The 13,456-nt window shown below is 58.0% G+C and carries 10 protein-coding genes and 2 pseudogenes; 9 read left to right on the top strand and 3 right to left on the bottom strand.

All coding sequences use genetic code 11. From position 1 onward, the window contains the following. Positions 1-30: 30 nt before the first annotated feature. The gene (locus ACPFMA_RS12225; protein WP_425930297.1) at positions 31-1,353 is read right to left on the bottom strand and encodes a CitMHS family transporter; all 1,323 of its coding nucleotides are present in this window, start codon (positions 1,351-1,353) and stop codon (positions 31-33) included. A 293-nt stretch (positions 1,354-1,646) separates the two neighbouring features. Here ACPFMA_RS12225 and acnA point away from each other — a divergent pair, with 293 nt between their 5' ends. The 6 genes from acnA to ACPFMA_RS12195 all read left to right on the top strand — a co-directional run bounded on the left by acnA (position 1,647) and on the right by ACPFMA_RS12195 (position 9,901). Next, positions 1,647-4,274, top strand: coding sequence for an aconitate hydratase AcnA (acnA, locus tag ACPFMA_RS12220; RefSeq protein ID WP_425930296.1), 2,628 nt, complete (start codon positions 1,647-1,649; stop codon positions 4,272-4,274). Beyond that, positions 4,274-5,422, top strand: a complete 1,149-nt coding sequence (prpF, locus tag ACPFMA_RS12215) for a 2-methylaconitate cis-trans isomerase PrpF (RefSeq protein WP_425930295.1) — start codon at positions 4,274-4,276, stop codon at positions 5,420-5,422. Before acnA ends, prpF begins: the two co-directional genes overlap by 1 nt. A 71-nt stretch (positions 5,423-5,493) precedes the next feature. Beyond that, positions 5,494-6,714 carry a lactonase family protein gene (locus ACPFMA_RS12210; RefSeq protein ID WP_425930294.1) on the top strand — a complete coding sequence of 407 codons (1,221 nt, stop codon included), beginning with the start codon at positions 5,494-5,496 and terminating at the stop codon, positions 6,712-6,714. Between the two features lie 70 nt (positions 6,715-6,784). Then, positions 6,785-8,038, top strand: coding sequence for an OprD family porin (locus ACPFMA_RS12205; RefSeq protein ID WP_425930293.1), 1,254 nt, complete (start codon positions 6,785-6,787; stop codon positions 8,036-8,038). A 13-nt stretch (positions 8,039-8,051) separates the two neighbouring features. Then, the gene (locus ACPFMA_RS12200) at positions 8,052-8,777 is read left to right on the top strand and encodes a transporter substrate-binding domain-containing protein (protein ID WP_425930292.1); all 726 of its coding nucleotides are present in this window, start codon (positions 8,052-8,054) and stop codon (positions 8,775-8,777) included. Between the two features lie 164 nt (positions 8,778-8,941). Then, the gene (locus ACPFMA_RS12195; protein ID WP_425930291.1) at positions 8,942-9,901 is read left to right on the top strand and encodes an alpha/beta hydrolase fold domain-containing protein; all 960 of its coding nucleotides are present in this window, start codon (positions 8,942-8,944) and stop codon (positions 9,899-9,901) included. A 55-nt stretch (positions 9,902-9,956) separates the two neighbouring features. Here ACPFMA_RS12195 and ACPFMA_RS12190 read toward each other — a convergent pair. Continuing rightward, positions 9,957-10,172: pseudogene (locus tag ACPFMA_RS12190) on the bottom strand (helix-turn-helix domain-containing protein); the annotation flags it as partial. A 55-nt stretch (positions 10,173-10,227) separates the two neighbouring features. Here ACPFMA_RS12190 and ACPFMA_RS12185 point away from each other — a divergent pair. Continuing rightward, positions 10,228-10,404 (top strand): annotated as a pseudogene (locus ACPFMA_RS12185) (methyl-accepting chemotaxis protein); the annotation flags it as partial. A gap of 77 nt (positions 10,405-10,481) precedes the next feature. Here ACPFMA_RS12185 and ACPFMA_RS12180 read toward each other — a convergent pair. Next, positions 10,482-11,276: an AraC family transcriptional regulator gene (locus ACPFMA_RS12180; protein WP_425930290.1), complete on the bottom strand. Its 795-nt coding sequence runs from the start codon at positions 11,274-11,276 to the stop codon at positions 10,482-10,484. An 86-nt stretch (positions 11,277-11,362) separates the two neighbouring features. Here ACPFMA_RS12180 and ACPFMA_RS12175 point away from each other — a divergent pair, with 86 nt between their 5' ends. Further along, entirely contained in the window at positions 11,363-12,571 is a 1,209-nt protein-coding gene (locus tag ACPFMA_RS12175) for an MFS transporter (RefSeq protein ID WP_425930289.1), read from the top strand. A gap of 76 nt (positions 12,572-12,647) precedes the next feature. Beyond that, a complete protein-coding gene (locus ACPFMA_RS12170; RefSeq protein WP_425930288.1) occupies positions 12,648-13,229 on the top strand; it encodes an NAD(P)H-dependent oxidoreductase in 582 nt (193 codons plus the stop codon). The last annotated feature ends 227 nt before the right edge of the window (positions 13,230-13,456 follow it).

Genomic DNA, 13,456 nt, shown 5'->3' with positions numbered 1-13,456 from the left:
CATTCTTTCAGGCAGCGCCTATCTGCCAATTCACGAAGCTATGTGATAAAGCGGGAATGCTCCGAACATCACGCCACCTACCAACATCACCATACTCACCAGGAGCGCCCACTTCAAAGCAAAGCGCTGGTGGTCACCCAGGTCGACTTTGGCCAATGCCACCAGCAGGTAAAGCGAAGGCACCAGCGGGCTGAGCAAGTGTACCGGCTGCCCCACAACCGAGGCCCGCGCGATTTCCAAAGGCGTGATGCCATAGGTGGCTGCAGTTTGGGCAAGCACCGGCAGGATCCCGAAGTAGAAAGCATCGTTGGACATGAAAAAGGTGAACGGGATACTGATCAGTGCTGTGAATACCGCCAGGTAAGGTCCGAAGGCATCCGGGATAACAGCCAGCATTCCCTTCGCCATCGCATCGACCATCCCTGTACCAGATAGGATACCGGTGAAGATGCCCGCAGCGAAAATGACCGAAGTCACGGCAAGCACGTTACCGGCGTGGGCGGAGATCCGCTCTTTTTGCTGCTCCAGATGCGGGTAGTTGAGCATCACCGCAATGGCAAAGCCAACCATGAACAGCACCTGAATCGGTACCACGCCCATTACCAAAAGGCCAATCATCGTGACGGTGAGCAGCAAGTTTGGCAGGAACATGTGCGGGCGGCGGTTACGGTCGCATTCTTCATGCGAACCATTACCCAAGGCGATCGCACCGTTGTGGAAATCATCCACTGCAATCACCCCTAGCCGTGCACGCTCCCTGCGCCCCAGCATGATCGCAATGAGCAGCAAGCACCCACACCCCAGCAACATCGACGGAACCATGGGCAGGAAGATATCCATCGCATCGACATGCAGCGCAGCTGCAGCACGTGCGGTTGGGCCACCCCAAGGGGAGATATTCATGATGCCGTTGGCGATGTTGACCACACAGGTCAACCCGAGAACGCTCATACCCAAACGCTGATAAAGCGGAAGGAATGCGGCAATCACGATCATGTAGGTGGTGGAGCTGTCACCGTCAAGCGATACCAACATCGTCAGGATGGTGGTCCCGACCAGCACCTTGAGGGGATCGCCTTTGACGATTTTCAGAATGCAGCGCACCAGTGAATCGAACAAACCCGCGTCGATCATGATGCCGAAGTAAAGAATCGAAAAAGTTAGCATGACGCCAGTAGGCGCCAGGGTTTTGATGCCATCGAGCATCATGGTACCCAAGCCAGCATAGAAGCCACCGATCAGGGCAAACACGATGGGCACCACGATCAGGGCAACCAGGGCGGTAAGCCGCTTGGTCATGATCAGGTACATGAAACAGGTGACCATCGAAAAACCGAGTACGGTCAGAAGCATGTCGCTCTCCTTCTTGTTTTAGCGCCGCGAACCAGGCTTTAGCGGTACGAGGAGGAAAAAGCGGGCTGATGCCGAGCGGATTTACGACAGGTCTGGTTGCATTTCATCTTGATTTTCCTCGTTTTTATATTTGTGCGGGAACTTTGATTTGGCGGGCAGATTAGTGGTCGCGCTTCAGCGTAGAGGCGACCAACCGGCGCACCATCAGTGCATATCTGCCGAAGACAAATTGACTCAAGTTTAGACAAAGTGCAATATCGCCTCACAAAAAACACGCCTGTGAGGTCCCCGGCATGAGCAAGCACATTGGCCAAACCCTGGCCGTCAACGGTCGCGAGTACCGCGTCTGCAACGTATCGGAAGCTGTGGCAGAGATAGGCGGCGACTTCGCCCGCCTGCCGATGAGCCTCCGGATCCTCGCTGAGAACGTCCTGCGTACCGAAGCAGAGCCGAACGAGGCGCTGAAGGTGATTTGCACTCGCTCTAAAAACAGCGACATCCCATTCCGCCCCGCTCGTGTGGTTCTTCAGGACCTCCTCGGCACCCCCGCCCTGGTAGACCTGGCCGGCCTGCGTGACGCCGTAGCAAGAGCAGGCGGCGATCCACGCCAGGTAAACCCGGTCACCCCTACCCACCTCGTCGTGGACCACTCGCTGAACGTAGAGCGTTGGGGTGATGCCAGCGCACTGGCCGATAACGAAGCCATCGAGCGCGAACGCAATGCCGAGCGCTTTGCATTCCTCGACTGGTGCAACAAGGCCTTCAACAACCTGTCGATCGTGCCTTCAGGCAATGGCATCCTTCACCAGATCAACCTGGAGCGCCTGACCACCGTCATCGGCACTCGCGAAGTCGAAGGTGAACTGTGGGCGTTCCCGGATACGCTGGTCGGCACTGACAGCCACACCACCATGATCAACGGCATCGGTGTGCTGGGCTGGGGTGTGGGTGGTATCGAAGCCGAAGCTGCAATGCTGGGCAAAGCCCTGATGATGCGGGTTCCGGAAATCGTGGGTGTTCGGCTGGAAGGCGCCCCGCCATCGGGCTACATTGCAACCGACATCGCGCTTGCCTTGACCGAAAGCCTGCGCAAAGCCGGCGTGATCGGTAGCGTGCTGGAGTTCCATGGCCCAGGCGTCGCAGCACTGTCCCTGGCAGACCGCGGCACCCTGTCCAACATGGCGCCCGAATTCGGCGCTACCGCAGCAATGTTCGCGATCGACGAGCGCACCCTGCACTACCTGCGCCTGAGCGGCCGCGGCGGTGAGATTGCCGAGCTGACCGAGGCATATGCCAAGCACCAGGGCCTGTGGCATGACAGCCTGGAATCTGTCGTGTACGACCGCGTTGTCAGCCTCGACCTGAACAGCGTTGGTCGCGCGATCGCCGGGCCGAAACAACCTCATCAGCGCATCCTGCTGGGTAAAGGTGAAGCCGCGAAGGACATCCCGACCGGCCTGGACAATGGCTCGGTCGTTATCGCCGCCATCACCAGTTGCACCAACACATCCAACCCTCGCGGCGTAATCGCTGCGGCCCTGGTCGCTCGCAATGCACTCAAGCGCGGCCTGCATCGCGCACCATGGGTGAAGACCTCGTTCGCGCCGGGCTCCAAGGTTGTCGCCGACTATCTGGATCGCGCCGGCCTGAATGTTGATCTCGACAAACTGGGTTTCAACGTCGTCGGCTACGGCTGCACCACCTGCAACGGCATGTCCGGCCCTTTGCTGAGCAAGGAGATCGAAGACGAAATCCGCGCCCGCAAGCTGGAGACAGTTGCCGCCACATCCGGCAACCGTAACTTCGAAGGCCGCGTGCACCCGCTGGCCCGTGAAGTCTTCATCATGTCCCCTCCCCTGATCGTGGCGTACGCGATCGCTGGCACCTACCGCATCGACCCGCAAGTGGATGCACTCGGCACCGACGCCGAAGGCAGGCCGGTTTACCTCAGCGAGCTGTGGCCTTCGGACCAAGAGCTGGACGAGATCGAGAAGAAAGCACTGTCGGCCGACCTGTTCGACAAGGCCTACAGCTCGGTACCTCGCGAAGCGGGTATCATCGCCTCTGACCTGCGCGCCGGCGTTACCGATCAGTACGCCTGGGACCAGAGCAGCACTTACATCCGCAAGCCGCCGTACTGGAGCGATGAGTTGACGGCTACTGACCCTCAACGCGACCTGAAAGACATGCGCGTTCTGGTGATGCTGTCGGACAACATTACTACCGACCACATCTCGCCGTCGGGCGCCATCCTGCCGGACAGCGACGCCGGTTCGTACCTGAAAGGCCACGGCATCGGTGTTGATGACTTCAACTCCTACGGCACTCGTCGCGGCAACCACGAAGCCGCGCAGCGCGCCACTTTCGCAAGCCCACGCCTGAAGAACGAGCTCATGACCGACGGCCGTGAAGGTCCTTGGACCCTGCTGCTGCCCGAGAATCGCGTAAGCACCGTGTTCGAAGCCGCACAAGCCTATGCCGACCGTAAGCAGCCGCTGATCGTTGTGGCAGGCAAAGAGTACGGCAGCGGTTCGTCGCGTGACTGGGCGGCCAAAGGCCCTCGCCTGCTGGGCGTGCGCGTTGTCGTGGCCGAGAGTTTCGAGCGCATCCACCGCACCAACCTGGCTGGCCTGGGCATCCTCCCGCTGCAGTTCCCAGAAGGTGTAACTCGCAAGACGCTGGGCCTGACCGGTCACGAGAAGTTCTCGGTGGAAGGCATCAACGACACCTTCGCGCCTGGCGACAAGTTGCAACTCGTCATTGAGCGTGCAGATGGCACCACTGAAAACGTAACCGTCACCAGCCGCCTGGATACGCATGAAGACGTGCGCTACTTCCGCCGCGGCGGCCTGCTGCCGCAGCTGTTGGTGGAAAGCATGGACAAGGCTGCTAAAGCGAAGCAACTGGAAGGAGCAGTGTAATGACTCAAGTTCGAATCCCTGCCGTATTCATGCGCGGTGGCACCAGCAAGGGTGTCTTTTTCCTTGAGCAAGACGTTCCGGCTGCAGGCCCAGAGCGCGATGCAATGATGCTCCGCGTCATTGGCAGCCCGGATCCTTATGGCAAGCAGATCGACGGCATGGGTGCTGCCACCTCCAGCTCCAGCAAGGTCGTCATCATCGGTAAATCGGGTCGTACCGATTGCGATGTCGACTACTTGTTCGGTGCCCCGGCAATCGAAAACCCAGTGGTCGACTGGTCCGGTAACTGCGGCAACCTGAGCGCAGCCGTTGGCCCATTCGCCATTCGCCAAGGGCTCGTCGATGCGCCTCGTGACGGCATCGCCACCGTTCGCATCTGGCAGGCCAATATTCAGAAACGCATCATCGCCCATGTCCCAATGAAGGGTGGCGAGGTCGTTGAAGAAGGTGATTTCGTGCTGGATGGCGTCGCCTTCCCTGCTGCCGAAATCGTCGTAGAGTTCCTTCAGCCTGGCGGTTCGGGCGGCAGCATTCTGCCAACCGGCAATGTCGTGGATGAACTGGATATCCCTGGCTTCCCAGGCTTGCCGGCAACGCTGCTCAACGCAGGCAACCCGACGATCTTCGTCGACGCCCAGCGCGTTGGCCTGACCGGAACCGAGACCCAAGACCAAATCAACGGCAACGCCGAACTGCTGCAGTCTCTGGAAACCATCCGCGCACACTGCACCGTGGCCATGGGCCTGGCGGCTACTGCCGAGGAAGCAACACGCCTTCGCCCCCACACACCGAAGCTCTGCCTGGTAGCTCCGCCGCAAACCTACGGCGCCGCCGGCGGCAAGACAGTCGAAGCCGGCGAAATCGATGTGATCGCTCGCATCCTTTCCATGGGCAAACTGCACCACGCAATCACAGGCACTGGCGCTGTAGCCGTTGCCGTGGCAGCCGCTCTGGAAGGCACGCTGGTCAACCGTATCGTCGGCGATATCGGTGAACGCCAGGTCAACATGGGCCACACCGCCGGCACCGTTGCCGTAGGTGCGCAGACCACCCAAGTCGATGGCAACTGGATTGTGGACAAGGCCGTCATGAGCCGAAGCGCCCGTCGCCTGATGGAAGGTTGGGTGCTCGTACCGTCGAAGTACTGATTGCTCAGCTGCCGCCGACCTTTGACGGCCGGCGGTACTCATCACAACAAAAACAACGATGAGATTTTGCTATGTGTCCATCACCGTTCTTACCCGCCATTACTCGACGCACGCTGCTCTCTTCTACTTCCATCGTCGCTGCGGCAACCATTCTGGGCCTCGGCGCGGAAGCGGCAGATACCAAATCAGGACTTGGGAAGGACTCTATGCAGCCTGCCAACGTGAACAAAACCCAAATTGTCTATGTGGGCTCCAGAACCACTCGCGAGCGAAACGCCCGCGGTGCAGGCATCACGGTTTATCGACATGACCCACAGACAGGTCGCTCCGAATTGATTCAAACCGTCGGCGATCTGACCAATCCATCTTTCCTGTGCCTCGACCAAACCAAGAGCCTGCTGTTCTGCGTGCATGGCGACCAGTCCGCTGTCAGCTCATTCCAAATTGAGCCAGCCAGCGGAACGCTCACCAAAGTGAGCTCGGTTAGTTGCGAAGGGAACAACCCTGTCCACCTTACCGTGGACAAGAGCAACAATTTCCTCGCTGTGGCCAACTATGCCACCGGCAGCATTGTCATTCTGCCGTTCGATAAAACCGGCAACCTGCAACCCGTCATCAGCTCATACGACCTTCCGGGCAATCCTGGCCCGCACAAGATCGAGCAGGCGAGCTCCCACCCCCACATGATCCCGCGCGATCCATCAGGACGCTTCCTGGTGGTACCGGACAAAGGGCTGGATAAGGTCTTCGTGTTCGACCTGAAGCAGGATGGGACCGCGCTGATGCCTGAGCTTGCCCATGAAATCAAAGCACGCGAAGGTGCCGGCCCTCGGCATGTGGTGTTCTCTCCGACCGGTTCCTTTGCCTACGTGGTGAACGAGCTGGACAGCACGATCACTAGCTACCGCTACAACCAGACGGACGGCTCCCTGGTTCCATTCCAGATGGTTCCAGCACTGCCTCAGGACTTCGTTGGCGATAGCCGTGCAGCAGCATTGGTCATGGCACCGAATGGAGAATATTTGTTCGCTTCCAACCGCGGGCATGACAGCGTGACTATTTATTCGGTGGATCAGCCTACCGGGAAGATCAACCCGATCGGCAATGTACCTAGCCAGGGCAAGAAGCCTCGGTTCATGACCGCGTCCCCTAACGGTCGCTTCTTGTTCGTCGCTAACGAAGACAGCGACAACATCAAGACCTTCTCCATTAGCCCGAAAGGCGAACTGGCTTTGCTAGAGCATCAGATCGAGACCGGCAGCCCGGTCTGCATGATTTTCCGCACCGCCTGAACCTCCTTTTCTGACCCTGGCGCGCCGGGAGGCACGTCTACACCCCACGTTCCAATTGATGGAGCAGCAAATGCATAACAAAAACAAAATGGCTTGCAAGCTTCTGGCCGTAACGCCTTGCCTGGCCGCAGCTACGGCCTATGGGGATGGCTTTATCGACGACAGCAAGATCACCTTGCAAACGACGAACTTCTACATTAACCGCGATTTCCGTGACGGCGCCGGCCAGTCAAAGCGCGAAGAATGGGCCCACGGTTTCATTGTCGATGCGAAGTCCGGATACACACCTGGCCCAGTCGGTTTTGGCGTCGATGCTCTGGGCATGCTAGGCCTGAAGCTGGACTCAAGTCCCGATCGGACCGGCACCGGCCTGCTGCCGACTCACGATGATGGTCGCGCAGCTGACGAGTTCAGCCGTTTGGGCCTGACTGGCAAGGTGCGCCTGTCCGAGACAGAGCTCAAATACGGAACTCTGATCCCCAAGCTGCCCACTGTTCAAGCCAACACTGGCCGCCTCCTCCCCCAGACCTTTGAGGGCGGCCTGCTCACCAGCAAAGAATTTGATTCGCTGTCCTTCATCGGTGCCCGCTTCGAGCGCCAGACCGATCGCGACTCGACAGACCGCGTACCGATCACGTTAAACAACAAAAACCGTCGCTTCACAGGCAATGCCGAAGGTGACGCCTTCTGGCTGGGCGGTTTGGATTACCAGCTAACAAAAGACCTGCTGCTGACCTATCAGTACGCAGAGCTGGAACAGGTCTACCACCAGCACTTCGTGGGGGCGAACTATTCGATTCCTGTCGGCCCCGGGAAGATCAAAGCTGATATTCGCTACATGGATAGCGACGATGACGGACGCGCTTTGGGCGGACGTATCGACAGCAGAGCAATTTCCAGCATGTTTACCTACAGCCTGGGCGGACATGCGCTTGGCCTGGGACTGCAAAAAATGAACGGTTCCACCTCCATGCCGTATCTCGATGGAACCGATCCTTACCTGGTCAACTTCGTCCAGCTCAACGACTTCGCCGAGCCCGGCGAACGCTCTTGGCAGCTTCGCTACGACTACAACTTCGCGGCGCTCGGCATTCCTGGCCTGACCTTCATGACCCGCTACCTGCGAGGCGACCAGGCCGACGCAGCGACCACCCCCGGTGAGGGGCATGAATGGGAGCGCAACACCGAACTGCAGTATGTGGTGCAATCCGGTGCCCTGAAGAACGTATCGGTCCGGTGGCGTAACGCGAGCTATCGATCGAGCTTTGCACGTGACGCGGATGAAAACCGCCTGATCGTGTCCTACACATTCCCAATTTTCTAACCCTGGAGAAGGTATGAGCCCTATTGCCCAGCAGGTTCTCAAGGACCTGGCGCCCAATGGCATTCTGTATGCGGCGATCAATTTCGGTAACCCAGTGCTGGCTCAGCCAAGCGCTGACGGAGAACCGCATGGTGTTTCTGTTGCCTTGGCCAAATCGCTGGCCGAAGAGCTGGGTGTAGGGCTCAAGCTGCGCACATACGACGCGGCGGGGAAAGTGTTCGCTGCACTTGAAGAAAACGCGTGGACGCTGGCCTTCCTGGCCATCGAGCCTGTCCGCGCCGCGCAGATCAGCTTCAGTGAACCCTACGTACTGATCGAAGGTACATACCTGATAAAGGCCGAGTCGCCCTACTCCAAAATCGAGGACCTGGATCAACCGGGGCTTCGGCTTGCAGTAGGCAAAGGCGCTGCCTATGACCTGTACCTGTCACGCACGTTGCAGCATGCAGAGCTGCACCGCGCTGACACGTCTGCCGGTGCTGTTGACCTCTTCATTGACCAAGGCCTGGATGCTGCCGCCGGGGTCAGACAACCGCTGGAACAAGTCGCAGCCAAGAATCTGAATTACCGGGTAATGCAGGGTGCCTTCACTGCTATTCGTCAAGCAGTCGCAGTTCCTCACGGCCGGGATGCTGGAGCAGCCTATGTTAGAGACTTCGTCGAACGACGATTGGCCGAGGGCTTCATCCGGGGTGCATTACTTGCCAGCGGCCAAACCGACGTCAGCGCACCCCGTTGAGGTCGATACTGGAGACGAGGCCTCATATAATCTGATGGGGTTTCACTGGTCCCGATCTGTGAAAACAGACAGTGACAGGGTAATCGTTAGTGCCATCAATCAATTGTTTGGCAAGTTCGGTTCTTCAGAGCGTTCGCGAATCAGCAAAAGAGCATCCCAATAGAATGGACAGTTGGATTGACGCAAAGACCAGCGCTTCGATGGTGTACAAAGACGCAATGCCGCCCTGGATTGTTGAGTTTGACAATGGCGTAACCCTTAATGGAGCAATGCCCTACGCACGGATCGAGGGATATCGTCCTCTGACACTGGACCTCTACCTACCGCCCAGCCCGCGTCGGACCTCTCCTTCCCCGTTGCTGATTTATATACATGGCGGCGGATGGCGACGAGGCGACAGTCATCGGTCAGGCGTGTTCAGCGATTTCCCGCGGCTGCTGGCAGAGATAGCCGCCCGTGGATATGCCGTGGCGTCGATCAACTACCGACTGAGCGCGGAAGCAAGGTGGCCTGCACAGCTCGAGGATGCCAAAGCCGCCCTGCATTATCTGGCGGGAATGGCTGAAGATCTTCAAATTGACACTACCAATACCTACGTCTGGGGAGTGTCCGCTGGCGCGCACATCGCTGCAAGCTTGGGCAATCCGTGGACAGATCGCGACTCCCGAGCAGCCAGACCTGGGCCCGGTGCTCTGAAGGTCCAAGCCGTAGCGGTCTGGTACGGCGTATTCTGCCTCCAAACCCTTCAATACCAAGCTGAACGCCTCGGCTTGTCTCTGCCCCCCCAGCAGCTCGCCCCAGAGTCGCAATTGCTGGGTTATCCACCCGGGTCATCAGATGTTCCTGAAGGGGCCAGTCCTGCGCTGGAAGTGTCCAACGAATCAGCACCCACCTTGATTTTGGTGGGGGAAAAGGATGAAAAGGTCCCTTATCTACAGAGTATTCAATTAAAGGAAGCACTGGAAACCGCTAACGTTCCACACCACCTTATTGTCTATGCCGATGTTGGCCACAGTTTCATCTGCCACCACGACAGCGCGATCACTCACGAAACCAATCTGAACGCCCTGAACACCACAATTCAATTTTTCGACGCTCGCGCGTTCAACTCCAACCTGGCATGACCGAGCTTCAAGGCCGATAAGACGCAGCCTGGTCTTTACCTTAAGGGCGGCGGACTTACCCCCTACTCCGCCGCAACAACGAATGCGGCGCCTCTCCAAAAGCCTTCCGAAACGCATGACTGAAATGCGAGAAATCGGAGAACCCGAATTCCAGCGCGGCCTGGGAAACACGTCTTATTTGGCCGCGTTCGATCGCTGCGCGGCTGGCGTTGAGCCGTTCCTTCCAGATTTCGGCGACCGGGGATTTCTGGTGCCGGGCAAACGCCCGGGTGGCCCAGGCGCAACAGCACCAGGTGATGCAGGAGACCCTCGGCAAGCTTACCCATATCGTCGCCACCATCCAGGGAATCGCCAGCCAGACCAACCTGCTGGCGTTGAATGCGGCGATCGAGGCTGCACGGGCAGGTGAGGCAGGGCGCGGTTTTGCCGTGGTCGCTGACGAAGTGCGCAAGCTGGCCACGCGCACCAGCCAGGCCACCCAGCAAGCGGCGCAGATGATCGACAACTAACCGAGCGCGATGGACCAATAACGGTGCTTCGTGATCGCTCTACAGCCTCGCGTTGCATCTCTAGCAGAGTATCAACGCAGGGAGGAAAAATACTGGGTAGGCGGTTTACCCAGAGCTTTCTTGAACATCGTGATAAAAGCGTTAACAGAGTCATAGCCCAGAATGCCCGCCACACGCTGCACGGATACCCCTTCCGCCAATTGACTCAGTGCGATCATCAAATGCAACTGTTGGCGCCAGCGCCCGAAGCTCAGCCCGGTCGTGCTTTCTACCAGCCTTGCCAGCGTTCGTTCGCTGGTTGCAAGCCTAGTGGCCCACTCGCGCAAAGTGGTTCGGTCACCGGGATCTGCAAAGAGCGTATCTGCGATCTGTTTGATCTTGGGGTTGTCTGATATTGGCAGGTGAAGCTCTTTCAACGGGGCATCTGAAAGCTGCTCGAGAAGCACTGTAACCAGCCGCGCTGTCTTACCCTCGGAATGATAGGTGGGTTCCTGTTCAGCAAGATGCAGGATCAATTCCCGGACAAGGGGCGTGATGGCAACCGTACAACAGGTTTCAGGCATGGCTGCTGCGCCGGGCTCAACAAAAAGAAAGCACGTACGGGCGTTTTCGGTCACACGGCAACTGTGCGGTGTGCCCCCGGGGATCCATACCGCGTGCTGGGGAGGCACAAGCCAGAGTGCGTTCTGCACTTCACAACTCACCGCGCCGTGCAGAGACAGGATCAATTGGCCTTTACGATGATCATGCGAGCGGACACTGGAATCATTGAGGGCATGCGCAACCTTGAGGGCAACCGCAGCTTGAGCAAAGAGATCTGAATCGAAATCTTCAGGCGAGGAAACGACGTTTTTCGAGCGTGTCATAATTTAGGTATAAAATGTCATAATATCTATATTGGTTAATTTTGAAGTTTTCTACAATCGTCGTTTTTCAGAGACAACTAGAGAATATGTTCGACGTAAAAGATAAGTGGCAGTCCATCGCGCTCGTCGCGGGCATTCTGCTTATTGCCGTAAACCTGCGCGTTCCCTTTACCAGCATCGCACCCGTTTTGCCGCTCATCCAGAATGATTATGGCTTGAGCGCCTCGGCTCTAGGCTTGCTCACTTCACTGCCACTCCTGGCTTTTGCCGCCTTTTCCCCACTCAGCGCGTCGGTCGCCCACCGGTTCGGCATTGAGCGCACACTCTTCGGTGCGCTGTTGGTCATTTCATCGGGCATCCTGCTCCGCTCCTCTGGTAGTGCATGGGCGTTATACTCCGGTACGGTACTGATAGGCACCGGCATCGCCCTGGGCAACGTACTGCTACCCGGCCTGATAAAACGCGACTTCTCAACGAAAATGGCGTCCATGACCGGCGTTTACTCCATCACCATGGGTGCAGCAGGCGCTGTCGGATCAGCAGTGATAATTCCCTTGACCCAATCATGGGGGTGGCCGATTGCGCTGAGTTTATTGGTCGCCGCCCCGCTGCTGGCGCTGATCGCGTGGCTACCGCAATTGAAAAAGCACGAACAGGCAAATCTGTCCGGCCCTAAACAAGTAGCTACCGTGGCCGTCTGGCGTTCGCCGCTTGCCTGGCAGGTCACACTGTTCATGGGGCTGAACGCGATGCCTTTCTATGTCGCCGTAGGGTGGCTTCCGACCATTCTGATGGATCATGGCATATCCCCGGAGCAAGCGGGAGCGGTACACGGCACGCTTCAACTGACCACAGCCATTCCCGGCTTGGTTCTGGCGGCCACGCTTCGCCGTCTTAAAGACCAGAGATCGGCAGCCGCTTCCGTCAGCCTGCTAACCGCCTCATCCCTGATCGGGCTTATTTGTGCCCCAGGCTACGCCATGTTATGGGCCGCATTCCTGGGCTTTGGCTCTGGTGCAAGCATGATGCTAGGCCTGACGTTCATTGGCTTGCGCACAAAAAATGCGGGCGACACCGCAGCACTTTCAGGAATGGCGCAATGCGTGGGCTATTTAATGGCAGCCGCAGGCCCCTTACTGTTGGGCCAGTTACACGACTGGACGGGTGGCTGGACAGCACCGCTGCTGATCACGGCCGCAATCTCTATTGCGGGCGCATGTACCGGCATGCTGGCCGGGCGCAACGTTCAACTCGAACCCGCTCATAGCGAAAACACCATCGTGCAAGCCCACTAGCTTGCAAGCATGGCAGATAAGCGTCGATCACGACCGAGCTGCCTACGAACTCCGCCGTAACCACTGAGTAAACTTCATGAGCAACGTACTGATCATCAACGGCGCCAAGCCGTTCCTTATCTCCAAGGGAGAACTTAACAATATGTTCTCCACAGTGGCCGCCGAGCATCTCACCGCACTCGGCCATCGCGTCTCGACCACACCGGTCGACGCCCCCTACTCTGTTGACGAGGAAATCCAGAAAATCGCCAACAGCGACGTCATCATCTACCAGATGCCCGGTTGGTGGATGGGCGAGCCCTGGATCGTCAAGCGATACATCGATGAAGTCTTCACCGCCGGCCATGGCGTCCTGTATGCCAGCGATGGCCGCTCACATACCGATGACTCGAAAAAATATGGCAGTGGCGGCCTGCTGCAGGGAAAGAAATACATGCTGTCGCTGACCTGGAACGCGCCGCGGGAAGCCTTTGACGACCCCGAGCAGTTCTTCCACGGCGTAGGGGTCGACGGCGTCTATCTGCACTTCCACAAGGCCAATCAGTTCCTCGGACTGGAAGCGCTGCCCACCTTCATCGCCAATGACGTCGTGAAGAACCCACAGATTGAGCAGGATATCGCCAAGTATCGTCGGCACCTCGATCAATGCTTTCGTTGACCGTAGATACCAACGTACCCCGCTCATTCAGGCCTACAGCGACGGAGTTCGGGGTGAAACAGCAGGGTTGCGAAGCAATGTGATGTAAATCGCAGCCGGGATAACTCAGGAAGAATTTAATAGCCACAGGCTGACTCGCCCTAAGCTTTTCCACAATCTTGATGGAAATGCCGAGGCGAGTGGCTACTTCTACCTGGGGGACGGCGTGAGGATCAGCCGGCACAGAG

It is taken from the genome of Pseudomonas sp. NyZ201 (assembly GCF_049860765.1).
GTDB lineage: Bacteria > Pseudomonadota > Gammaproteobacteria > Pseudomonadales > Pseudomonadaceae > Aquipseudomonas > Aquipseudomonas bharatica.
This window is presented reverse-complemented; position numbering and strand designations above follow the sequence as displayed.

Bases quoted from the DNA above. Each gene is read 5' to 3' on its own strand.
- ACPFMA_RS12225 (WP_425930297.1), bottom strand. From the start codon at position 1,353: ATGCTTCTGACCGTACTCGGTTTTTCGATGGTCACCTGTTTCATGTAC.
- acnA (WP_425930296.1), top strand. From the start codon at position 1,647: ATGAGCAAGCACATTGGCCAAACCCTGGCCGTCAACGGTCGCGAGTAC.
- prpF (WP_425930295.1), top strand. From the start codon at position 4,274: ATGACTCAAGTTCGAATCCCTGCCGTATTCATGCGCGGTGGCACCAGC.
- ACPFMA_RS12210 (WP_425930294.1), top strand. From the start codon at position 5,494: ATGTGTCCATCACCGTTCTTACCCGCCATTACTCGACGCACGCTGCTC.
- ACPFMA_RS12205 (WP_425930293.1), top strand. From the start codon at position 6,785: ATGCATAACAAAAACAAAATGGCTTGCAAGCTTCTGGCCGTAACGCCT.
- ACPFMA_RS12200 (WP_425930292.1), top strand. From the start codon at position 8,052: ATGAGCCCTATTGCCCAGCAGGTTCTCAAGGACCTGGCGCCCAATGGC.
- ACPFMA_RS12195 (WP_425930291.1), top strand. From the start codon at position 8,942: ATGGACAGTTGGATTGACGCAAAGACCAGCGCTTCGATGGTGTACAAA.
- ACPFMA_RS12180 (WP_425930290.1), bottom strand. From the start codon at position 11,276: ATGACACGCTCGAAAAACGTCGTTTCCTCGCCTGAAGATTTCGATTCA.
- ACPFMA_RS12175 (WP_425930289.1), top strand. From the start codon at position 11,363: ATGTTCGACGTAAAAGATAAGTGGCAGTCCATCGCGCTCGTCGCGGGC.
- ACPFMA_RS12170 (WP_425930288.1), top strand. From the start codon at position 12,648: ATGAGCAACGTACTGATCATCAACGGCGCCAAGCCGTTCCTTATCTCC.